Source organism: Stenotrophomonas sp. C-A (assembly GCF_054030835.1).
Map to the genome: position 1 here is coordinate 2013753 of NZ_CM132916.1, position 22131 is coordinate 2035883.

Below are 22131 nucleotides of genomic sequence, written 5' to 3' on the forward strand. Positions count from 1 at the left end.
TTCCTTTAACTTTGGCAGCAGGCTGGTCATTACATGGAATCGATGATGGGGCCGATAGACGCAAATCAAATGCTCTTGGCCGCGGCGAGCGCGAAGGTGCTCACGTGCGCGGCGAACAGCAATTGGCCATGGATACCTATTGTTACCGGAGTTCTAGCTTTAATAGGTGCTGTCGCAGGTACTTGGATCAATGGGTATCTAACAAGGCGTCGCGAGGCTGATGCCCATGAAAGAGTCCGACTGGCTGACTTCCTCTATCTGGCGGTCACCGTATCCGCTACCTTAGATTCATTCGCTTCGCTATGTGCGGCAGTAGTGTCAGATGATGGAACACGTCATGGAGAGCGCGACTACTCGAACAGCCCGCAAGGCGAACTAGTCGTTCAAGTGCCCTCTCCGAAGCTCGATCTGTCAGGTTTGGACGTTGTGTGGAGGTCGATGCCGGTAGATCTGCTCGACCAAGTCCATAGTCTGCCTATCAAGCTCGCAAATGCTGAAGCCTATCTTGACTTCGTTGCAGAGTATGACGGATCCGGTGATCGCAGTGATTACTTCTCAGACCGGCGGTTGAGGTATGCAAAAATTGGCGTCGCCACGATTGAGGTGATTGCCGCGCTGCGTGCTCGCGCTGGTCTAAACCCCCAAATTGACGAAGACGACACCACGATGCCGTTCCTTAGGCAGCAGTTGCAAGAGCGCAGTATGCTCGCGGAAGAGGCGCGTGAAAGGCAGAATGAATGGATGCGTGAATTTGCTGAGAAGTGAGAGCCTAACAGCTCTCCCAATAATTAAGCGCGGTGCCGATGACTAGGCTGAGCCTATGTTTCGGGGAGCGCACCCCACAACTTAGCACAAGCAGAGCAGGTCACCGATCATGGTGAGCGGAGAGGGGAGATGGGGCCTAAGAGGGCCCGACTCGATCTTGATCCTGAGCTGATAGTGTCCCTATTAAGCCTTGAGCCGACGTCAATTCTTGTTCACGATAGATGTCGGTTCATCATCTGGATGGTACTAACAATGGACGTTGAGGCAAGAAATCGTTTGTTGGGCGAAATTGCGGAGACCCTGAGAGGGGGGCGCGCACCGGAGCCAATATCTGTCCGCGAGCTCATTGGCTGGTTTGATGCGCTGCGTCGTGGTACTAACGTTAACTGGCATGTCCGTCGTTCTCTGGAGCAGGCTGGCCTAGTCACCGTTCCGGATTTTGAAAGTTCCCATATAGATGGACGGGTTCAGTTTGCATTACCCCAGGCGCTCGAAGATCAACCGGAAGAGCGGCCCGGGAACAATGATCTGGAGCCAGTAGTGGAGCTTGCTCCGCAGCAAGGCGCCGCGCCAGTCCAGTTCGTTGGTGGGGCCGGAGTAGAGCCTGCATATCGCGTGAGCCGTTTATTAGACCCAAGGCTGAGGCTGGTCACAATTGGACCTGATGCTTCGCTTGAGGAGGCGGTGACTCTCATGCTTCGACATGACTACTCACAACTTCCAGTCATGACAAATGAGCGAGATGTGCGGGGCGTTGTAAGTTGGGATAGCATCGGCCCAGCAATGGCACTCGGGCATCCTATGCCTCAGTTTGTTCGAGAATGCATGCGGCCACATGTTGAGGTTAAAGAGACAGATTCGCTATTTCAAGTTATCAACAGGATCATCGAGAGCTCGTATGTTCTTGTTCGTAATGAGCGGCGATCTATTAGTGGCATCTTGACCACCACTGATTTGAGCCAGCAGTTCCAAGACCTGGCTGAGCCATTTCTGCTAATTGGCGAGATTGAAAATCACATCCGTTCGCTGATTGATGGTCGATTCACTCAAGAAGAACTTGCCGCAGTCCGTAATGAGAATGATCAAAATCGATTAATTGAGTCTGTTGCGGACCTCACGATTGGAGAGCATGTCCGGCTGATCGAAAACCCCGCCAACTGGGCCAGGCTAGGGTTGAAGGCCGACCGAGCAGTGTTTGTGCGAGAGCTTGACGTCGTTCGGCAACTTAGAAACGACGTCATGCACTTCGATTCTGACCGGATAACTGACGTTGAGCGCGGATCATTGCGAAATTTTGTTCAATTCATTCATGAGCTGAAGGATCGACAAGCCCCAGTCTTGGATCGATAGATCTGTATCGATATCTTTCTCCCTGACCTGGGGTGACGAATTGCTCGTTGTTAATCTGGACTGCGTGGCTGCAGGGGCGGTGGCCATGGAATGATTTTAGTTGCTAGGCGTAGAGGTCATTCGTTGCCCGCATCGAAGTTGGTGGGTAATGCGATTGGGTCAGAATGGGGCTCTGAACCTGATGGGGATTACGTTGATTCGTGGGTTTGTCTAGAATGGAGGGGCCGTTCGCATTAGAACGAGAGCATATAAAAATAGAGGGACCCATGGCTAGGAAGAAAGGATCTGATCAACGCGTCGAATTCGCGGATGGCGTGAAGAGGGAGATTGCATTTGAAGCGCACCTGTTCTGCGCTAATCCGACTTGTTGCCGCTTCACGTCCTATGGGACGACAACAGGCAAAGCTAGAGCGATCGCTGAAGCTGCGCATATTGTTGCTGCCAGTTCCCAAGGACCCCGTTCCGAAGTGAGCATGACAGAGACGGAGTTGAAGTCTGCGGAGAACGGAATATGGCTATGCAAGAATTGCCATGGCCTCATCGACGATGATCCCAGTGCGTACCCAATACAAATGCTGCGGGATTGGAAAAAGGCGCATCAGACATTCGTTTCGAAGCTTGTTGGAAAGGATTTCGATATCGTTCATTTCGAATTGTACGCACGAAGCCGAAACGTCGCCCAACGCCATAGCTTCCTAGGTTACATCGAGGGGAGGCGTGTTTTTTTTGATGCGCTCGATGTAGAGTATCCTGATCAAGTCGCGACATCGTTGGTGGAGATAAGGGCTAGAATCGCTGAGTCATCTGGTCACTTGTCGAAGGACGATTTCGCATGGAAGCGTATGCAACGGATGAGGAATTCGATCCAAAAGTTCCTTACGGCGAACCCGCATCTTGCTACGTTGAGGTGCGATGGTGGAGATCCTGTCTTCGGGAGGTTCTGTCGTGATCTTGCCTCTCTGCGGGAAGAAATTATCCCATTAGTTATCGAGATCGCAGAAGATCTTGAATACCAGCTTGGCAATGAGCTCGTAGACGCCTATCGGCATTTGCAAGCATCCCGACCGATCTCGCAAGTACCTTAGTTCTTAGCGATGCCCAGTGGTTCTGTACGGCGCGGGCTCGGTGGAGCGCCCAATGGGATGGCGGCGGGAGCTCATTGGAATCGGAGGCCCGCCGAGGGTAGGCTGCGCGGTTTGCCTCTTTGGCAATGGTCAACGGAGGGACGTTAGTCCTGTCTACCGGTGGAGCTGGAGCGCTGCTGGCATTAGCACCCCGACGTGAGCTGTGTGAACACTCTGCACCGACGGGCGCAGATGTTTACATTCGAGGGAGTTCAGGCGTCTGGAAAGCCCGCTTTACCGGTTCTATAGGGATTTGTTGTCGCCTTGGGTATTCCCAACCGTTCTAATGCAGGAAAACCACTGTGGAGATCGCGTGAAACTACACGGCGCGAACGAGCCTTTCGTCAAGACCGAAGAAATCGACGCCGGCCTCGCAGACGACGAGCTGGCTGGGGTTCCATCCCCGAATTCATCGATCTCTTCAAGCTCCTTCCTGCTGGTAGCCACAGGAAATTCTCTTAGTGCTCCGAGGTTACCAATGATCGCGAGCATTGCTGCGATTGCTATTCGTCGGTCTACTCCGGCCTAACCTCGCGGCAAGCCCACTCAGCCAACCCGCGGCAAGCCAGAAACAACCCATCAACGACTCCCTCATCTAAATGCCGCTCCGGCTCCGCTGCCACCCGGCAGCGGTCGGCCGAATGCAGCACCTCCAGCACCGTCAGCAGCCCCACAAGTGCGCGCTCGGTCCTCGCTAGGCTCACGCGACGGCCAGGTGACACATCGTTCTCCGGCCAGGGCAGCCCATCAGCCCCCTCGCAGCCGCGCATGCGCTTGAGAATGCCCAAGAAGGTGCTCAGGTCCGGCAGTGGGGTGTCGTCGTTGATGGGCTCAACAGCGGCGTACGAGGAGAAGGTCTCGGATTCGCTCATGGCGTCGGTTTCCTTGGCTGTGCTTAACAGCGCCACCGCGTAAGCGGGGTGGCGGACGATGCGTGGCTGCAAACCGGGATGAGCAAGCACATAGACCGGCGGGCCCGAAGGCCCCCACGCACCGCCCGCCATATAGGCCGACGGATTGCCGGCCGGCACCGGTTAAGGACGGTGCCGACGGGCAAGCGTAAACAACATGTGCTTTTCTCATCGCGGGTTTGCAGACCCGTTGCCACCCGTTGTCGGTGGCGCGCCATGGTGTTTACGCTGAGGCTTCGAATGCAAATTGAAATTCGCGAAGAAATCGCGGAGTTCGAGAGCGAATATCTATTGTTGCATGCAGCATTCGTGCAACAGGCGACGCCACAAGACGCATTCGTGCAGATGCTCTGCTGATTGCGAATCAAAGTGGCGTAATCGCCCGTGCCCCAAGCGAATAGTGCGATGGCCTTCTTTGCAACAGTTCTTAGTCCGCGTCGGCGGACAACGGCGCCCGATCAGCCGCCCAGTCCGAAATTCGGTTCAAACCCGACATCGCTAGGGAGTATCAGAGACCTCAACCAACGCCGTCCTCGATGACCGACGCATTCCCCACCAGCAACTCAATCATCGCCCGCGCCGCGGCCGACTGACGCCGATGCGGCGCATAGATAACCGAGAACGGCCGCGATCTCCCGCGCAGCTGCGGCAGCACCTCCACCAGCTGCCCACGCCGCAACCGCTCGCGCACGATGAACTCATAGCTCTGGCAGATGCCGATGCCCTGTTCGGCCAGCGACACCACTCCCAGCACATCGTCGGAGGTCTCGATGGACGAACGCGGCAGCCAGTCCACGTCGCGCCCACCGTCGCGGAAGATCCAAGGCGCCAACCGCCCAGTACGCGGCATCACAAACGGCAGGCACAGGTGCTGCTGTAGGTCGTCCAACGTCTGCGGCGTGCCGCGGCGCTGCAGGTAGTCCGGCGCGGCTACCAGCAGCAGTGGGGCGTCTTCCAGCTTCCGCCCCACCAGCCCGCTGTCCGGCAGCTGGCCCAGGCGGATGGCCAGGTCGAAGCCTTCGGCCACCAGGTCCACGTTGCGGTTGGTGATGTTCAGTTCCACCTGCACCTGCGGGTACTGCTGCGCAAAGCGCGCCAGCACGGGCGGCAGCCGGTAGTGGCCATAGGTGGTGGGCACGCTCAGGCGCACGCGGCCGGCCAGCGCACCGTCCTGGGCCAGTACGTCGCGTTCGGCGTCGTCCAGCAGGCCGAAGGCGGTGCGCACCTGTTCCAGATAGAGCCGCCCAGCGTCGGTCAGTCCCACGCGGCGGGTGGTCCGCTGCAGCAGCTGGCGGCCTAGCCGCGCTTCCAAGCGGGTGACCGCGCGGCTCAATACCGACGGCGTGGTGGACAGCGCCACTGCGCCCGCCGTGAACGAGCCGTGCTCAACCACCGCCAGGAACACCTCCACATCGCCCAGGTAGTCGAACTTGCGGCTCATTTAGCTCTCCGGGGAACAGATGTTTTGCGATGGGGCCAATTTATCGCCGCTGGGGCGATGAATAAAGTGGCCGCCATTCCCCCATAGGAGCTCCCCATGAACCTGATGACCCGGCTGGCCGCAGCGCTGGCCCTGACCCTGGCCGCCAGCGGCGCCCACGCCGCCAACGTGCTGGTGGTGCTGTCCGATGAAAACCACCTGGACCTGAAGGACGGGAAGGTGCTGTCCACTGGCTTCTATCTCAACGAGCTGATGCAGCCGGTCAAGCTGCTGCTGGACGCGGGCCACGAGGTGACCTTCGCCACGCCGCAGGGGCGGGCGCCGACGGTGGATGCGTCCTCTGTGACGCCGGCTTACTTCGGCAACGATGCCGCACAGCTGACGCTGCACAAGGAGCTGCTGGAGAAACTGGCGCTGACCTCGCCGACGGCCTCGCCGGTGGTGAGCCTGGCGCGCGTCGAACAGCAAGGCTATGCGCGGTTCGATGCGGTCTACATTCCCGGTGGCCACGCGCCGATGCAGGACCTGCTGAAGAGCCCGGCGCTGGGCCGGCTGCTGGCCGACTTCCATCAGCGCAACAAGACCACTGCGCTGGTCTGCCACGGGCCGATCGCGCTGCTGTCCACGCTGCCGGATGCGGCGGGTTTCGTGGCGAAGCTGGACGCGGGTGCGATGCCGGCCACGCCGAAGTGGATTTACAGCGGCTACCGGATGACGGTGATCAGCAACCAGGAAGAAGAGCAGGCCAAGCCGCTGCTGGGCGGCGGTGAGATGAAGTTTTACCCGCAGACCGCATTGCAGCGGGCGGGGGCGAAGTTCAACAGCAACACCACGCCGTGGACGGGGCATGTGGTGGTGGACCGCGAGCTGATTACCGGGCAGAACCCGGCTTCGGCGCTGGAGGTGGGGCAGCGGTTGGTGGAGCGGTTGAAGTAGGGCGGGGCTCTGCATCGCGTGCGGTGCCGTGGCACCATGGTGGGCTGGCCTCGTCCTTCTGGGCGGGGCCGGTTTTCCAGGGAAGCCACTCACTACGACATGCGAACGTCCATCCGCTTCATTCTCTCCGCGCTGTGCCTTGGCCTGCTGTCTGGCTGCGCCAGTGGGCCGGACTACCACCATTCCAATCGCGAGATTACCGGCGCGTTCGTGGCCGACGACGGCAAGCTGTACCTGCTGCCGGTCTATGACGAGCCGATGCGCTTCGACGCCGCGCCGTTCCGTGATTACCGCGCCCTGATGGACAGCCCGTTGCGCGAGGCCGTGGTCTGCGCGCAGCTGTACTTCCGTGAGGACTGGCGCGTGCCGGCCGACAGGGCCAAGGTGCATGGCAGCTACGCGCTGCTGCTGCGGCCCGAGCAGGTGACGCCGGAACAGGCGGCGCAGTTCAAGCTGGAGCGGTTGGAGATCAGCCCGCGGGTGGCCAAGGCCATCGATGCGTTGACGCGCCAGCCGTACATCCTTGAAGCCCGGAGCCGCTACGAGCTGGCGGCCAACCCGGACTGCAATCTTTCCAGGCAGGGCGGCAGCTATTACAGCGCGCTGTTCGAGAGTGATGGCGAGCGGGTGAAGTTGCCGGATGCCGCTGCGCTGGCCGCGAAGGCGAAGCTGCCGCAGTCGATTACCGCGCGGGCTGAGCGGATCCGGCCGGACGATACGGACAAGCCGGGGGTTGGGACGGCGGCCGGCAAGGTGCTGGGCGCTGCGTTGGTGCCGGTGGCGGTTCCGGTGTTTGTGTTGAGCCTGCCGTTCCTGGGGCCGGATCACTGGAAGTGAAAAGGCGTTGAGGGAGCGTCATCCACGTGTGGCGTGGATCTACTTGGGCATCGCCTGAACGTTCATCCTGGAGATCTGTGTGCCCAGCACGCTGGAAACTGTTTTGAAGACCGTGGGCTTCATTGTTCTCGCGGCCCTTCCGTTGGTGATCCTCTGGTTTACCCTTCGGCGAATGTCGGCAACTGCTCGCTCGTCCGTGAAATCGGGGCTGCGTTTGGATCCCCCTCGCCGGATTTCCGGTACGTCCATGACCTTGGTGATGGTGGATGGCAAAGAGGATCGCGAGCACTACTTCTTTGATACAGAATCCTTCTACCTGCGGGGGGGGCCGGTGCCCACGGCAGTTCCGCTTTCGCAGATCACCTCAGTCACTCGAACGTCCGACGTCATCTATGCGCGCTATGTCTGGCAGGTGTGCTTCAGCAGAGCATCGGGTAGAAAGTGCGTGACGTTCACCAACAACCTGTCGCTGTTCAACCGTGATTTCCTGCTTTTCCTGGAGGCGGTGCGGAAGGCCAATCCGCTGGCGACCGTTGATCGAGCGAGCGTCATCTTCTAACCCTGGGCTGACATGGGCCGTGCCATTCAAAAGGGGCTGGCCCTTGGAGCTACACTGGCGGCATACGCCCAATGGAAGCTCGCCCATGTTCAGTGGAAAGGTTGCGGTGGTCACCGGCTCCACCAGCGGTATCGGTCTTGGCATTGCCACGGCGCTGGCGCGGCAAGGTGCCGATATCGTGCTGAATGGTTTCGGCGATGCGGCGGAGATCGAACGCATCCGTACCGGACTGGAAGCCGAGTTCGGCGTGCGGGTGGCGCATGACAGCGCCGACCTGTCCCGTGGCGAGGCGGTGCGTGGACTGATCGACCGTGCCGTCACGACGATGGGCCGCATCGACATCCTGGTGAACAACGCGGGCATCCAGCACACCGCGTCGATCGAGAAATTCCCGATCGACAAGTGGGATGCGATCCTGGCGCTGAATCTCTCGGCGGTGTTCCATGCAACGGCGGCGGCCTTGCCCCATATGAAGCAGCAGGGCGCTGGCCGCATCATCAACATCGCGTCGGTGCACGGGCTGGTCGGCTCGGTGAACAAGTCGGCCTATGTGGCGGCCAAGCATGGCGTGATCGGGTTCACCAAGGTGACCGCGCTGGAGAATGCGGGCACCGGCATCACCGCCAATGCCATCTGCCCGGGCTGGGTGCGGACGGCGCTGGTCGAGCAGCAGATCACCGCGTTGGCCGAGCGCGAAGGCACGGATCAGGAAACCGCCGCGCGTGCGCTGCTGGCTGAAAAGCAGCCGTCGTTGCAGTTCGTGACGCCCGAGCAGCTGGGCGAGATGGTGGTGTTCCTGGCCTCGGACGCTGGGGGGCAGATCACCGGCACGGCACTGCCCGTGGATGGGGGCTGGACGGCGCGTTAGCTGGCTGGCTGGGCCTTACGCTGCAGCATCGGCAGCGCCACAAGCGTCACCAGAATGGTGAACAACACCAGCGACGAGCCGACCGTGCCGAAGCCCAGGCCGCCCTTTTCCAGCGGCTTGGTGAGCAGATCGCCGAAGGTGGCGCCGAACGGGCGGGTGAGCACGAAGGCGATCCAGAACAGGATGACCCGGTTGATGCCCTTGATGCGGGTGGCCAGCGCGGTGAGCGCGATGAGGCTGCCGATCAGCAGTGCGCCGCCGGTGAAGCCCAGCCCGGAATCGTCGGCAAGGAAATCACCCAGCGCGGTGCCCAGCGTGTTGGAGAACAGCACGGCGGTCCAGTAGAAGCCTTCGGCGCGGCGCGATGCGATGTTGCTGACCGAGATCGACTTTTCCGATACCCGCCAGGCCAGCAACACCAGCGCCAGGCAGCCGGCCAGCAGGCTGGCGCCGGTGGCGTAGCCCAGCCCCAGCGTGCGGTCGATCAGGTCCGACATCGTCGTGCCGGCGGTGCTGGTGGCCAGCACCACCGACCAGAACAGCACCGGGTGGAAGCGTCGTGCCGACAACTGCATGCCCAGCAGGCCGGCAAAGATCGTCAGCAGGATGGCCGAGCTGGCCACGTAGCCCAGGTTGAGCGTCATCGACAGCAGATCGCCCGCAGTCTCGCCGAGGGTGGTGGCGGCAATCTTCATCACCCAGAAGCCAAGGGTGACCGCCGCCACCTTGCTGTGCAGGGAATCTGCGTCTGAAGCACTCATCGAACGTCGCCTGGGGAGCCTGCGGGTGATGCTCTGGCGGGCGGCGTCGGAGTGCGGTCGGAACCGGGTTCGGTGAGGGTGAGTGTGGGGCTGGCGTTCAGCCCGCGCTGGCGGGGGACGAAAGGCGAACCAGCAGGGCATCCCAGTCGGACACGAAGCAGCCGTTGTGGCCGCGGTTGCACTCAATGATCCACGCGTCCAGCGATTCGCTCTGTGCGCGGTAGTCGCTGACATCGCCCAGCACGGCGAAGTGCAGGCGGTAGTTCACCAGCATCTGCAGCCACTGACCGGCCATGCCGGAGCGAAGCTCGAAGAAGTCTGCCGAAAGGCGCTGCACCGGCACGGCAATCCACTCGGCCTGGTGCCCAAGGGCGTCGCCGACCAGATCGCGCAGGCCGTTGGCATCGAGTGCGGGGCCCTGCGGCTCGATGCGCAGGAGGCGGGTGGTGCCGATGTGTTCAATGGAATCATTCATTCTGGAGGTTCTGCAGTTGACGCAGCCGGGCGAGGATGTCTTCGCGCAGGCCGGGGATGTAGTGATAGGCGTCTGCGAGCAGGGTGACGTCCGCCGTCGGGACGAGCCGTTTCATGCGTTCGGCGGCGGCAGGGGTGTCGATGAGGGCATCACGCGCGCCCATGACAAGGGCTGCCGGCGGATGCAAGGTAGCCAGGCGCTCGTCGCTGATGCGGGGGATGCGCAGCGGACGTGGCCGAACCTCGGCACGGATCAATGCCAGCAGGTCGAGCAGCGGCTGCGCACGTGCAGGTGCATGCAGTGGCGCGGGACCCATGACCGCACGGCGAAGGCGCTCGCGTCCCCATCGGCCAAGCAGCAACAGTGGCAGCGCCTTGAGCAGGAATGCACGCTGGCGCCCGATACCCGAGGGGCTGACCAGGACCAGTGCGTTGACCCGGGCAGGCCTTCGCAGCGCGTAGTCCAGTGCCAGGAAGCCGCCGAACGACAGGCCCACGAATGCTGCGCTTTCCACGCCAAGTGCGTCGAGGACATCATCCAGCCATTGCGCATGCGCATCGCTGTCCAGCGCAGGTTGCGTGCCTTCGCTCAGGCCCGGTTCGCCAATGATGTCGACGGCATGCACGCGGTAGTACTCGCTCCAACGTTCGGCATCGAACATCCAGCTGGCGGCATTGCTGAGGGTGCCATGCAGCAGCACCAGGGCAGGGCCGTGTTCCGGGCCGCAGCTGACTACAAATGTCGAACCGGCGCGGGTGGCGAGATGGTGCGATTCGTGTGGTCCCGGCCAGTCCGAAAGCACCTGGCGGTAGGCGGCAAGTACGTGCTGCGTGGGAATGCCGGGGCGCTGCCGCTTCATGCGCTGCGGTCCTGCAGCAGGCGCTGCAGGCTGACCAGCAGCGCCGTGGAACCTGCCAGGCCACCGATCACGATCAGCTTGAGCACATCGTGCTCAGGCGAATAGATCGTCTCCATGCGCAGCGGCTCATCGTCGGCCTCGCGGCCGGTGACGCGCGCATGCAGGGCACGCACCAGGTCGGCGGCACGTGCTGCACCGCATCCGGGAATATCCACCACCGTGGTCAGCTGTGGGCGCGCAGCGGAGGGCTCACGTACGGTGCCGGTGAACTCGTCGAGGTCTTCAGCGGTGATGCGATAGGACTTGCCGATGCGGGTCGCGCGCAGTTGGCCGCTACGGATATGCCGCAGGACGGTTTTGGGGTGCAGGCTGAGCTGCTGGGCAACCTGATCGACGGTTAGCAACGCGGGGGACATAACGGAACTCGAGAACCATGCGCCCCCTATTGTTCCATGAAATGAAATTTGTGGGAGCGATTGGGGATTGCGCGGCGGCGGCAACAGGGGCCATCTCCCCGGTGCCGCTCGCGCGGGCCAACCCTCCCGACGACTACGCTGGCTTGGCGAACACATCCAACCCCTTGCCCGTCTCCAACAGCGACTTCAGGCTGGACAGCACGATCGGCCAGCCCTGGCGGATGCCGGTGTCCATGCCACTGCCGGGTTCAAGCTCGTCGTGGGTAACGGTCAGCCGCACCATGTCCTGATAGGGCACGATTTCGAAGGTCACCCGGCTGTAGGCGTCTGGGTTGTCGGCCTGCGAGGCGGCGGCCCAGGTGATGACCAGCCGCGAGGGCGGGGTGCTTTCCACCACTTCGCCGACCAGTTCGACCGAGCGCGTTTCGTTGGCACGCACATGCTGCCAGCGCGAACCGGGCTTCCAGTCCGAGACGTTCTCATGGCCCCAGTAGCGGCTGGCGATCTCGGGGCGGGTGATGGCCTCGAACACCTTCTGTGGCGTGGAGGCGATATAGATCACGTGGATGAAGCGGGTGGTCTCTGCGGACATCGTCATTCTCCTTCCAGTTCTCGTTTCAGGTCATGCAGCAGGCTCAGGCGCTGCTGCTCGAACTTGCGTACCCAGCGCTCGTAGACTTCATGCAGCGGCACCGGGTTGATGAAGTGCAGCTTCTCGCGACCACGACGCACGGTGCTGATCAGGTTCGCGTCTTCCAGCAGGCCCAGGTGCTGGGTGACCGATTGCCGGGCCATGTCCAGGTGCTCGCAGAGCTGGCCCAAGGTCTGGCCGTTGTCTTCGCAGAGCAGGTCCAGCAGTGTTCTGCGCGTGGGGTCGGCCAGGGCCTTGAACACCTTGTCTGCATTCATGCGGGGCGTCTTCAGTTCCAGTTGTCGATCCTGACGTCGTGTGGGTTGGGCTGGCCCCTGCCGGTTTCCAGCAGGGCTTTGAGGCTCATCAGGAACACCGCCCACTTGGTGCTGCAGTGGGAGGTGAACTCGACGCGTTCCTTCCAGCCTTCGTGGGTGAACAGCACGATGCAGTAGTCGCCTTCCTGTTTCAGCGCGAAACGCGCATGCGTGCCGATCCATTCGGCAGGGCCGGCCAGGAACTTCCAGAGCACCAGCTCGCCGGGAATGAGCTGTTCCAGCAGCATTTCCATGGCGCCGATTTCCTGGCCGTTGTTGGTGAAACGGACCTTGACCATGCCGCCGGTCTCGCGTTCGCCGTGGGTGTCTTCGGCCCACCAGGTGGCGATGCCTTCGGGGGTGGCCAGGGCCTCGTACACCTGGCTTGCAGGGGCCTTGATGCCGACCCGATGTGCGATATCCACCATTGCAGGTTCCTCGCGTGGGCGGGCAGGTTGCCGCCGTCGAGTGGACTATATGCAGGCAGATGCCTGCATGTCAAATCTGGTCGTTTGGAGGGACTTGCCAGGCATGGCCTGGCACTACTGCGTCACTGGGTCGCAGGCGGGCTGAAGCATGAGGGAGACGGGTTCGGCGCTAGAGTGGGGTGGATCCCTCCAGGAAGGAGCAGCGCATGTACTACAGCAGTGGCAACTACGAAGCCTTCGCGCGCCCGCGCAAGCCCGCGGGCGTCGATGACAAGCGCGCATGGTTCGTCGGTTCGGGGCTGGCCTCGCTGGCCGGTGCCGCGTTTCTGCTACGCGATGGGCGGATGGCCGGTGAGCGCATCACCATCCTTGAGCAGCAGCAGATTCCCGGCGGCGCGCTGGATGGCCTGAAGGTGCCGGAAAAGGGTTTCGTGATCCGTGGTGGCCGCGAGATGGAGAACCATTTCGAGTGCCTGTGGGACCTGTTCCGCTCGATCCCCTCGCTGGAGATCGAGGACGCCAGCGTGCTGGACGAGTTCTACTGGTTGAACAAGGACGACCCGAACTATTCGTTGCAGCGCGCCACCATCAATCGCGGCGAGGATGCGCACACCGAAGGCCTGTTCACGCTGACCGAGCAGGCGCAGAAGGACATCATCGCGCTGTTCCTGGCCACCCGGCAGGAGATGGAGAACAAGCGCATCAACGAAGTGCTGGGCCGCGATTTCCTGAACAGCAACTTCTGGTTGTACTGGCGCACCATGTTCGCGTTCGAGGAATGGCATTCGGCGCTGGAGATGAAGCTGTACCTGCACCGCTTCATCCACCACATCGGCGGGCTGCCGGACTTCTCGGCGTTGAAGTTCACCAGGTACAACCAGTACGAATCGCTGGTGCTGCCGCTGGTGAAGTGGTTGCAGGAGCAGGGCGTGGTGTTCCAGTACGGCACCGAGGTGACCGACGTCGACTTCGATCTGCAGCCGGGGCGCAAGCAGGCGACCCACATCCACTGGACGCGTGACGGCGTGGCGGGTGGAGTGGATCTGGGCGCGGACGATCTGCTGTTCATGACCATCGGTTCGTTGACCGAGAATTCGGACAACGGCGACCACCACACGGCGGCGCGCTTGAACGAAGGCCCGGCACCGGCCTGGGACCTGTGGCGCCGCATCGCCGCCAAGGACGAGGCCTTTGGCCGCCCGGATGTGTTCGGCGCGCATATACCGGAAACCAAGTGGGAATCGGCGACGGTGACTACGCTGGACGCGCGCATCCCGACTTACATCCAGAAGATAGCGAAGCGCGATCCCTTCAGCGGCAAGGTGGTGACCGGCGGCATCGTCAGCGTGCGCGACTCGCGCTGGCTGATGAGCTGGACGGTGAACCGGCAGCCACATTTCAAGAACCAGCCCAAGGACCAGATCGTGGTCTGGGTGTATTCGCTGTTCGTGGATACGCCCGGCGACTACGTGAACAAGCCGATGCAGGACTGCACCGGCGAGGAGATCACCCGCGAGTGGCTGTACCACCTGGGCGTGCCGGTGGAGGAGATCGACGAGCTGGCCGCGACCGGTGCCAAGACGGTGCCGGTGATGATGCCGTACATCACCGCGTTCTTCATGCCGCGCCAGGCCGGTGATCGCCCTGACGTGGTGCCGGAAGGTGCGGTGAACTTCGCCTTCATCGGCCAGTTCGCCGAATCGAAGCAGCGCGACTGCATTTTCACCACCGAGTATTCGGTGCGTACGCCGATGGAAGCGGTGTACACGTTGCTGGATATCGAACGCGGCGTGCCGGAGGTGTTCAATTCCACCTACGACGTGCGCTCGCTGCTGGCCGCCGCCGGTCGTCTGCGCGATGGCAAGGAACTGGATATTCCCGGGCCTGCGTTCCTGCGCAACCTGCTGATGAACAAGCTGGACAAGACCCAGATCGGTGGGCTGCTGCGCGAGTTCAAGCTGGTGCAGGACGACTGAGCGGGGTGTGGGTAGCGCCGGGCATGGCCCGGCACTACCGGGAATCAGCAGCCGACCAGGCGGTCTGCGCCGATCCCGTTGCGATGCTGGCTGCGGTATTCGGTCGGGCTGGCGTCCGCCTGGCTGCGGAAATGGCGGCGGAAGGATTCCTGTGAACCAAAGCCGGCCTGCTCGGCGATCCACTGCAGCGGTCGGTCGGTGGTTTCCAGCAGCTCACGCGCGAAGGCCACGCGCTCGCGGATCAGCCAGTCGATCGGCGACAGGCCGGTGGCTTCCAGGAACTGCCGCTGCAGGGTGCGCTGGCTGAGTGCAGCCTGCTCGGCGAGACTGCCAAGGGAATGTGGCTCGCGCAGGTTGCGGCGCATCCATTCCATCAGCTTTGCCAAGCGCGTGGGCTCGCCATTGGGAATGGCCCGGCTGACGCGCTGGCTGCGTTCGGCATCGCGCCACGGTGCCAGCACCAGCCGTTCGGCCACCAGGTTGGCTACCCGTGCGCCGTAATCCTTGCGCACCATGTGCAGCATCATGTCCATGCCGGTGGCCGAGCCGGCCGAGGTGATGATGCTGCCGGTGTCCACGTACAGCACATCCTCGCGTACGTCGATGCGCGGGAAGTCGCGCGCCAGCGCTTCGGTGAGGCGCCAGTGGGTGGTGGCCTGGCGGCCATCGAGCAGCCCGGCCCAGGCCAGCACGAATGCACCGGAGCAGATCGAGGCGATGCGCGCGCCACGTGCGTGGGCACGGATGAGTGCATCGAGCAATGCCTGTGGCGGGCGTTCGCTGGGTTCGCGCCAACCGGGGATGACGATGATGTTGGCGTCATCAACAGTGCTCAGATCGTAGGGAAGCTGCACCTGCGTTCCGCCGAGCATGCGCAGTGCACCCGGTTCGCCTGCGCACAACTGGGTGCGGTACCAGGCCACGCCGAGTTCCGGCCGCACCGGCGCGAACAAGCCTACCGCGCAGCCAAATTCGAACAGCCCCTGGCCGTGGCAGGCGACGATGGCAACGAGCGGCGCGGCGGGATCGGCGGGTGGGCTGGGCATGGCTTGATGCTACGGGTGCAGATGCATGGCGCTGAGTGGTGCGCGGGCATGAGGTGATGCCGGTGAAGCATGTGCGGCCCCGGGGTCGGATCCCTTCCTGTAGAGCCGAGCCCACGCTCGGCTCATAATTGGCAGAAGTGGATGCATCTGACGCCGTCACGAAGAGCAGCCGAGCGTGGGCTCGGCTCTACAGAATGCAGCGCACCGGTGCTGCGGCCTAACGTCATTACCAGCGGTCATGTGGGTGGCCGGATATGACGGTTGGGTGACGTGATCCCGCCTGTCGCGCCAGGTGAACAGGCCCTTGAATGGAAGCGTGTTTCCGGCCCACCCCCACGAGCCCCCATGCCTGCCGCCCACGCCCCTGTCCTGAGCACTCTCGCTGTTCTGATCACTTCTATCCTCGCCGCGTCGCCCACCCATGCGGCGGAAACCGATGCCGATCCTGCCGCCACCACCGCGACAGCCAACGTGGCAGCGTCCACGCTGGATGCGGTGGTAGTGACCGGTTCGCGCACCGCCACGCGCACGGTAAAGAACAGCTCCACGCCCATCGATGTGATCTCCGCCGAGGACCTTGCCGCTACCGGGCAGGGCAACCTGTTGGAAGCGTTGCAGCGCAGCCTGCCGTCGCTGAGCCAGATTGGTGGCTACCAGAGCGACCAGGAAAGCCTGATCCGCGGCTACCAGCTGCGCAACCTGTCGCCGGGCTACACGCTGGTGCTGGTGAACGGCAAGCGTCGCAATGCCAGTGCCTATGTGAGCGGCGCAAACGGCGGCGGCTATCCGGGCCATGCCTGGGCCGATCTGGCGTTGATTCCGGTCTCGGCCATCGACCATGTCGAAGTGCTGCGCGATGGTGCCTCGGCCATCTACGGCTCGGATGCGATCACCGGCGTGGTCAACGTGATCCTGAAGTCGCAGGCGCACGGCGGTGAGTTTGCCGTGGAGAGCGGGCAGAGCATCGACGGTGATGGTTCGCGCACCAGCGTGCGTGCCAACGTGGGCCTGCCGTGGGGACAGGATGGCTTCGTCAATCTGTCTGGCGAGACCACGCGCCAGCATCATGCGATCCGCACCCGCCGCTACATCGATGGCTATCTGAGCTACCCGGCGGTGGACGGCAACGGCAATCTGGTGGCATTGCGCCCGAACAACCGGTTGCCTGCGGGTGCGTCGCCGAACCCGGCTGAGGCCAACCGCGATGCCGAGGCCAACACCATCCTCAGCTCGCCGTCGTACGCGTTGAAGGCCTTCGCGGTGAACGTGGGCCATGGCCTGGGCGAAAGCGCGCAGTTCTACGCCAATGCCACCGCCAGCGACCGCACCGCGCAGGCGATCCAGAACTTCCGCCTGCCGGCGACCATCTTCACCACCTACAAGGCACCCGGCGTGCTGAGTGTGTTCCCGGATGGCTTCCTGCCGGTGCTGGAAACCAAGGAGAAGCAGTACACCGGCACCGCGGGCGTGAAAGGCCAGATCGCGGGCTGGGACTACGACGCCAGCCTGACCGGCAACCGCAGCACGGTGCGCACCTACACCCGTAACTCGGTGAACTACTCGCTGCCGTATCCCGGCTCGCCCACGGACTTCTACGACGGCAAGCTGGACTACCAGCAGGGCATCGCCAACCTGGACCTGCGCCGTGGCTTCGAGGTGGCCGCGTTCGCCTCGCCGCTGGAAGTGAGCGCGGGCGCCGAGTACCAGCACGAAAAGTACGAACGCGGGGCCGGGCAGTGGGAGTCGTATACCGGCTTTGGTGCTGCGGCCTTCGTCGGCTATTCCACTGCGGACGCGGTGAAGGCTACCCGCAACAGCAAGGCGGTCTATGTGGGCGCGGCCACCAACGTCACCTCGCGCTGGTACCTGGATGCGGCCGCGCGCTGGGAAGACCATTCCGACTTCGGCAGTGTCTCCACGGGCCGCCTGACCACGCGCTTCGACTTCACCGATGCGCTGGGTGTGCGGGCCACGGTCAGCAACGGCTTCCATGCGCCCAGCCTGGGTGCGCAGTTCTACCAGGCCACTGGCAGCTGCCCGTGCGGCACCACGCTGGTGGCACAGGTGTCGTCGCCGGCGGCGATCGCACTGGGTGCCACGCCGCTGAAGCCTGAGAAAGCCACCAATTACAGCCTCGGCGTGACCTGGGACCCGAGCCCGGCCTTCCACCTGGCCGTGGATGCGTACCAGATCGATATCCGTGGCCAGCTAGGGCAGTCCAGCCAGATCGGCTACAACGCACAGGATCCGGCGCGCGTTACCGACAACAGCGGTACGGTGCTGAGCGCGGCGCAGAAGAACACCATCGATGCGCTGCTGGGTTCGGCCGGCATCAGCATCCTGCCGGGTGATGCGTTCTACGCGAGCTACTTCACCAACGTGGGCAACACCCGCACACGCGGTGTCGAGCTGACCCTGGAGGCGAACCAGGAAACCACGTGGGGCAAGCTGCGCTGGAGCTACGCGGCCAACGTGGGGCGCACCACCATCCAGAAGGTCAGCGACATTCCGGCGGCGCTGCAGGGGCTGCCGAACATCAACCTGCTGACCAAGAGCAGCGAGTACGCGCTGCGCTTCCGCACGCCGAGCTACACGCAGGTGGCCGGCCTGGGGTGGCAGAACGGGCGCTGGCGCTCGAACCTGGACTTCACCTATTACGGCCCGATCAAGCGCTTGAACAACGGCGTGGAGTACAAGCAGCCGCCGGTGCTGGTGACCAACCTGTCCGGTGGGGTGGAACTGGGTGCGGGCTGGAGTGCGGTACTGGGCATCAACAACGTGTTCGACAAGCGCACCCGCAAGGTGCCCGAGTACGCGCGCAGTGCCACCGATGTGGCCAGCATCGAGACCACTTGGGATAGCGGCGATGTGCTGGGCAATGTTGGGGCGTACTGGTATGGGCGGGTCAATTACCGGTTTTGAGGTTCAGGCCAAAGGCAGCCGAGCATGGCTCGGCTCTACATGGGAGCGTTTCATGTCTTCTGCATTGAAGGTGGTTGCATTGGTGGGGTCGCCGACCAGTTCGGCGACGTCGCGCACGTTGCTGCTGGTGCGGCACCTGCTGGAGTCGTTGCAGCAGCGGGTGTACGCCAGTGTGGATCTGGTGGAGCTGGCGCCGATCGCGCGTTCGCTGGGGCAGTCGTTGTCGCGCGATGAAGCGGAGCCCGCCGTGGAGCAGGCGCTGCAGACGATCGAGTCGGCCGAGCTGCTGGTGGTGGCCGCGCCGGTGTATCGGGGGGCGTATCCGGGGCTGTTCAAGCACCTGGTCGACTTCATCGGGCTGGAAGCGCTGGTGGATACGCCGGTATTGCTGGCAGCGACCGGCGGCAGCGAGCGCCATGCGCTGGTGATCGACCACCAGCTGCGGCCGTTGTTCAGTTTCCTGCAGGCGCACACGCTGCCGATCGGGGTATATGCCACGCCTGCCGACTTCGATGGCGAGCACATCAACAGTGCCGCTTTGCAGGCGCGGATCGCGCTGGCGACCGAGCGTGCGGCCGGCCATCTGGCTACGCAGGCGCTGGCGGTAGCGGCGCCGCTGCGACGCATCGCCTGACGGCATAACCGGCGGCGCTTTGCTTATGGCCAAGGCGCATCTGCGTGGCCGGATCTGACCGCCGATTGTCGTCTGGCATCGCCGTGCCGACGGCCGTCATCTCTAGCATCGATATCGAAGCGGCATCGCATTGCCGCCCCCCGATGAGGACGACCCTGTGAGTCTGGACGCAACCGACAAGCCCATCCTGTTCCTGCTCGACCGTGAGTTCGAGGACGGGCAGATTCCCGGCCAGCGCTTCTTCTGCCGGCACAGCCTGCTGCTGGAAGGGGCGCTGTCGAGCATCGACGGCCTGGACGCGCAGCTGGACGTGCGCCGCATCGGCTTCGCGCGGCCGCGCCGCGAGGTGATCGCCGAGATCGGCGAGCAGGACCAGTCGCTGCCGAAGCTGGTGCTGCCGCAGGGCGTGCGCAGTGATCTTGCGAGTGGCGCGCACCAGGACCGCCAGTACATCTCCGGCGCCGAGCCGATACTGGCCGCACTGAACGGGTTGCTCGGCATCCCCGTGGCCCATCCCTGAGCGAGGACGCGACGATGAGCTATCAGATCAGCGTACTGGACAAGAGCCCGGTGGCCGAAGACGCGTCGCCGGAGCAGGCGCTGCGCAACAGCCTGCAGCTGGCGCAGCGTGCCGAGCAGCTGGGCTACCACCGCTACTGGTTCGCCGAACACCACGCCGCGCCGACCTTGGCCAGCCCAGCGCCGGAAGTGCTGGCGGCCTGGGTGCTGGCGCAGACCCGGCGCATCCGCATCGGAAGCGGCGGAGTGATGCTGCGCCACTACGCGCCGTACAAGGTGGCGGAGAACTTCAACCTGCTGGCCGCACTGGCGCCGGGGCGTGTGGATCTGGGCGTGGGCAAGGCGCCCGGTGGCCTGCCGGCCTCTACAGCTGCATTGGCAGCGGGGCGACCGGCGTTTGCCGACTTCGACCAGCAACTGCGCGACCTGGAGGGCTACCTTTCCAGTACCGAAACCGAGGCGCAAGCGCGCCCGATCCCGCAGCAGGCGCCGGAGCGCTTCCTGCTCGGTGCCAGCCCGCAGAGTGCGAAGCAGGCGGCCGAGCTGGGCTGGCGCTTCGTCTACGCCGCGCACTTCGATGGTGATCCGAAGCACATCGAGGCCGCATTCGACGCCTACCGCAGCGTCTCCTCGCAGCCCCCGCTGCTGGCCACGGTGGCCTTCGCCGCACCTACGGCCGAAGCGGCTGCGCGGCATATCGGTGCGCTACGCGTCTACAAGCTGCACCTTGGTCCCGGGCAGGCGGTGAACCTGCCCAGCCCAGAGGCGGCAGCCGAGTACGCACGCCAGGTGGGCGTGGCGGACTTCCGCATCGAGGAAACGCGCCCCAGCGTGCTGTCCGGCGATGCGCAGCATGTGCGTGACGAACTGGATGCGCTGCACCGGAGCTTCGGCGTGGGTGAGTTCATTCTCGATGCGCCGGTGGCCGACCTCGACGCACGCCTGACATCCCTTGAACTGCTGTCGCCCGCGCCGCGCGCGGCGGTGGCCTGACCTGCAGGAGCGATTCCCATGAGCACCACCCCGCGCCACATTCCGTTCGGCATCATGCTGCAGGGCCCCGGCAGCCACATGCATGCCTGGAAGCATCCGTCCAATCCGGCCGATGCCAGCGTCAACCTGCAGTTCTACATCGACATTGCGCGCACCGCCGAGGACAACGGCATTGCCTTCGGTTTCGTGGCCGATGGCCTGTACATCAACGAGAAGTCGATCCCGCATTTCCTCAACCGCTTCGAGCCGATCTCGCTGCTGTCGGCGCTGGCCACGGCAACGAACAAGATCGGCCTGGCGGGCACGCTGTCGACGTCCTACAGCGATCCGTTCACGGTGGCACGGCAGTTCGCTTCACTGGATCTGCTCAGTGGCGGCCGCGCCGGTTGGAACGTGGTGACGTCGCCGTTGGAAGGTTCGGGCCGCAACTATGGCCGGCCACACCCGGAGCATGCGCTGCGCTACCAGATCGCCGATGAGTACCTGGACGTCGTGCAGGGGCTGTGGGATTCGTGGGATGACGACGCCTTCGTGCGTGAGCGCGACAGCGGCACCTTCTTCGCACCGGAGAAATTCCGCCGCCTCGACTACAAGGGCCGCTTCTTCCAGGTGGAAGGTCCGCTCAACATCCAGCGTTCGCCACAGGGCCAGCCGGTGATCTTCCAGGCGGGTTCGTCTGATGATGGCATCGCACTGGCCGGCAAGTACGCCGACGCGGTGTTCACCCATTCGCCGTCGCTGGAAGAAACCCGCGCGTTCACCCAGAAGGTGAAGAACTCGGCGATTGCGCACGGCCGCAGCGGCAATGACGTGAAGATCTTCCCGGGCATCGGCCCCATCGTCGGCCGCACCGCCGAGGAAGCCGAAGCCAAGTACCAGGCGATTGCCGCACTGGCCACGCTGGAAGATGCGCTGGCCTACCTCGGGCGCTTCTTCGATCACCACGATTTCAGCCAGTACGACCCGGATGCACCGTTCCCGGAGCTGGGTGACATCGGCAGCAATTCGTTCCGTTCCACCACCGACCGCATCAAGCAGGATGCGCGTGAGAAGGGCCTGAGCCTGCGCCAGGTGGCACTTGAGGCGGTGAGCCCACGGCCGAACTTCATCGGCACACCGGAGCATGTGGCCGATGAGCTGATCCGCTGGTTCGATGCCGGGGCCAGCGATGGCTTCATCCTTGGTTTCGCCGCACAGCGCGAAGGCCTGGACGATTTCGTGACCCAGGTGCTGCCGATCCTGCAGGCGCGCGGCTACCACCAGCGCGAGCTGGAAGGACAGACCCTGCGCGAGCATCTGGGCCTGCCGTACAAGGCCAGCCGCTATTCGACCGACGCCGAACCGGCGCGGAAGGTGGGGTAAG

23 protein-coding genes are annotated in these 22131 nt (G+C 63.4%); 13 read left to right on the forward strand and 10 right to left on the reverse strand.

From position 1 onward, the window contains the following. Positions 1 to 33: 33 nt before the first annotated feature. The 3 genes from ACW5IY_RS09590 to ACW5IY_RS09600 all read left to right on the forward strand — a co-directional run bounded on the left by ACW5IY_RS09590 (position 34) and on the right by ACW5IY_RS09600 (position 3200). Positions 34 to 765, forward strand: a complete 732-nt coding sequence (locus ACW5IY_RS09590; RefSeq protein WP_152906244.1) for a hypothetical protein — start codon at positions 34 to 36, stop codon at positions 763 to 765. 252 nt (positions 766 to 1017) lie between these two features. Continuing rightward, positions 1018 to 2115, forward strand: coding sequence for a CBS domain-containing protein (locus tag ACW5IY_RS09595; RefSeq protein ID WP_049436324.1), 1098 nt, complete (start codon positions 1018 to 1020; stop codon positions 2113 to 2115). A gap of 266 nt (positions 2116 to 2381) precedes the next feature. After that, on the forward strand, positions 2382 to 3200 hold the full coding sequence (locus tag ACW5IY_RS09600; protein WP_160314070.1) for an HNH endonuclease: 819 nt from the start codon (positions 2382 to 2384) through the stop codon (positions 3198 to 3200). A gap of 554 nt (positions 3201 to 3754) precedes the next feature. Here the strand turns inward: ACW5IY_RS09600 and ACW5IY_RS09605 are convergent. Together ACW5IY_RS09605 and ACW5IY_RS09610 are read right to left on the reverse strand one after the other, a co-directional pair. Further along, positions 3755 to 4111 (reverse strand): hypothetical protein, encoded by a 357-nt coding sequence (locus ACW5IY_RS09605; RefSeq protein WP_049436322.1) that lies wholly within the window; start codon positions 4109 to 4111, stop codon positions 3755 to 3757. A gap of 556 nt (positions 4112 to 4667) precedes the next feature. Continuing rightward, positions 4668 to 5591: a LysR family transcriptional regulator gene (locus ACW5IY_RS09610; protein ID WP_049436321.1), complete on the reverse strand. Its 924-nt coding sequence runs from the start codon at positions 5589 to 5591 to the stop codon at positions 4668 to 4670. A 96-nt stretch (positions 5592 to 5687) separates the two neighbouring features. Here ACW5IY_RS09610 and ACW5IY_RS09615 point away from each other — a divergent pair, with 96 nt between their 5' ends. The 4 genes from ACW5IY_RS09615 (at position 5688) to ACW5IY_RS09630 (ending at position 8791) form a co-directional block, all read left to right on the forward strand. Beyond that, complete coding sequence (locus ACW5IY_RS09615; protein WP_049436320.1) at positions 5688 to 6527, forward strand: type 1 glutamine amidotransferase domain-containing protein; 840 nt, start codon at positions 5688 to 5690, stop codon at positions 6525 to 6527. Positions 6528 to 6626: 99 nt separating this feature from the next. Beyond that, complete coding sequence (locus ACW5IY_RS09620; protein WP_049436319.1) at positions 6627 to 7364, forward strand: hypothetical protein; 738 nt, start codon at positions 6627 to 6629, stop codon at positions 7362 to 7364. A 79-nt stretch (positions 7365 to 7443) separates the two neighbouring features. Continuing rightward, entirely contained in the window at positions 7444 to 7923 is a 480-nt protein-coding gene (locus ACW5IY_RS09625) for a hypothetical protein (protein ID WP_239682890.1), read from the forward strand. A gap of 85 nt (positions 7924 to 8008) precedes the next feature. After that, entirely contained in the window at positions 8009 to 8791 is a 783-nt protein-coding gene (locus tag ACW5IY_RS09630; RefSeq protein ID WP_049436318.1) for a 3-hydroxybutyrate dehydrogenase, read from the forward strand. Here the strand turns inward: ACW5IY_RS09630 and ACW5IY_RS09635 are convergent. From ACW5IY_RS09635 to ACW5IY_RS09665, 7 genes are all read right to left on the reverse strand, one after another. Beyond that, positions 8788 to 9552: a COG4705 family protein gene (locus ACW5IY_RS09635; RefSeq protein WP_049436317.1), complete on the reverse strand. Its 765-nt coding sequence runs from the start codon at positions 9550 to 9552 to the stop codon at positions 8788 to 8790. The genes ACW5IY_RS09630 and ACW5IY_RS09635 overlap by 4 nt on opposite strands. Positions 9553 to 9649: 97 nt before the next feature. Next, positions 9650 to 10027, reverse strand: coding sequence for a DUF4180 domain-containing protein (locus tag ACW5IY_RS09640; protein ID WP_049436316.1), 378 nt, complete (start codon positions 10025 to 10027; stop codon positions 9650 to 9652). Then, positions 10020 to 10886 (reverse strand): alpha/beta fold hydrolase, encoded by an 867-nt coding sequence (locus tag ACW5IY_RS09645; RefSeq protein WP_049436315.1) that lies wholly within the window; start codon positions 10884 to 10886, stop codon positions 10020 to 10022. Before ACW5IY_RS09645 ends, ACW5IY_RS09640 begins: the two co-directional genes overlap by 8 nt. Next, on the reverse strand, positions 10883 to 11302 hold the full coding sequence (locus ACW5IY_RS09650; RefSeq protein ID WP_019337520.1) for a helix-turn-helix domain-containing protein: 420 nt from the start codon (positions 11300 to 11302) through the stop codon (positions 10883 to 10885). The genes ACW5IY_RS09645 and ACW5IY_RS09650 overlap by 4 nt, the downstream gene beginning before the upstream one ends. Before the next feature lie 133 nt (positions 11303 to 11435). Further along, entirely contained in the window at positions 11436 to 11894 is a 459-nt protein-coding gene (locus tag ACW5IY_RS09655; protein WP_049436314.1) for an SRPBCC family protein, read from the reverse strand. Between the two features lie 2 nt (positions 11895 to 11896). Continuing rightward, the gene (locus ACW5IY_RS09660; RefSeq protein WP_005416268.1) at positions 11897 to 12211 is read right to left on the reverse strand and encodes an ArsR/SmtB family transcription factor; all 315 of its coding nucleotides are present in this window, start codon (positions 12209 to 12211) and stop codon (positions 11897 to 11899) included. An 11-nt stretch (positions 12212 to 12222) separates the two neighbouring features. After that, positions 12223 to 12678: an SRPBCC family protein gene (locus tag ACW5IY_RS09665; protein ID WP_049436313.1), complete on the reverse strand. Its 456-nt coding sequence runs from the start codon at positions 12676 to 12678 to the stop codon at positions 12223 to 12225. A 206-nt stretch (positions 12679 to 12884) separates the two neighbouring features. Between ACW5IY_RS09665 and ACW5IY_RS09670 the strand changes: the two genes are divergently transcribed. Further along, positions 12885 to 14654, forward strand: a complete 1770-nt coding sequence (locus tag ACW5IY_RS09670) for an oleate hydratase (protein WP_049436312.1) — start codon at positions 12885 to 12887, stop codon at positions 14652 to 14654. 44 nt (positions 14655 to 14698) lie between these two features. Here the strand turns inward: ACW5IY_RS09670 and ftrA are convergent, their stop codons facing one another. After that, positions 14699 to 15700 carry a transcriptional regulator FtrA gene (gene ftrA, locus ACW5IY_RS09675; protein ID WP_049436311.1) on the reverse strand — a complete coding sequence of 334 codons (1002 nt, stop codon included), beginning with the start codon at positions 15698 to 15700 and terminating at the stop codon, positions 14699 to 14701. Between the two features lie 345 nt (positions 15701 to 16045). Between ftrA and ACW5IY_RS09680 the strand changes: the two genes are divergently transcribed. The 5 genes from ACW5IY_RS09680 (at position 16046) to ACW5IY_RS09700 (ending at position 22130) form a co-directional block, all read left to right on the forward strand. Continuing rightward, a complete protein-coding gene (locus ACW5IY_RS09680; RefSeq protein ID WP_049436310.1) occupies positions 16046 to 18622 on the forward strand; it encodes a TonB-dependent receptor in 2577 nt (858 codons plus the stop codon). A gap of 52 nt (positions 18623 to 18674) precedes the next feature. Continuing rightward, positions 18675 to 19256: an FMN reductase gene (msuE, locus tag ACW5IY_RS09685; RefSeq protein WP_049436309.1), complete on the forward strand. Its 582-nt coding sequence runs from the start codon at positions 18675 to 18677 to the stop codon at positions 19254 to 19256. Between the two features lie 157 nt (positions 19257 to 19413). Continuing rightward, positions 19414 to 19776, forward strand: coding sequence for a DUF3088 family protein (locus ACW5IY_RS09690; RefSeq protein ID WP_014646898.1), 363 nt, complete (start codon positions 19414 to 19416; stop codon positions 19774 to 19776). A gap of 14 nt (positions 19777 to 19790) precedes the next feature. Beyond that, positions 19791 to 20768: an MsnO8 family LLM class oxidoreductase gene (locus tag ACW5IY_RS09695; RefSeq protein ID WP_049436308.1), complete on the forward strand. Its 978-nt coding sequence runs from the start codon at positions 19791 to 19793 to the stop codon at positions 20766 to 20768. Positions 20769 to 20786: 18 nt separating this feature from the next. Next, positions 20787 to 22130, forward strand: a complete 1344-nt coding sequence (locus tag ACW5IY_RS09700) for an LLM class flavin-dependent oxidoreductase (RefSeq protein WP_049436307.1) — start codon at positions 20787 to 20789, stop codon at positions 22128 to 22130. The last annotated feature ends 1 nt before the right edge of the window (position 22131 follow it).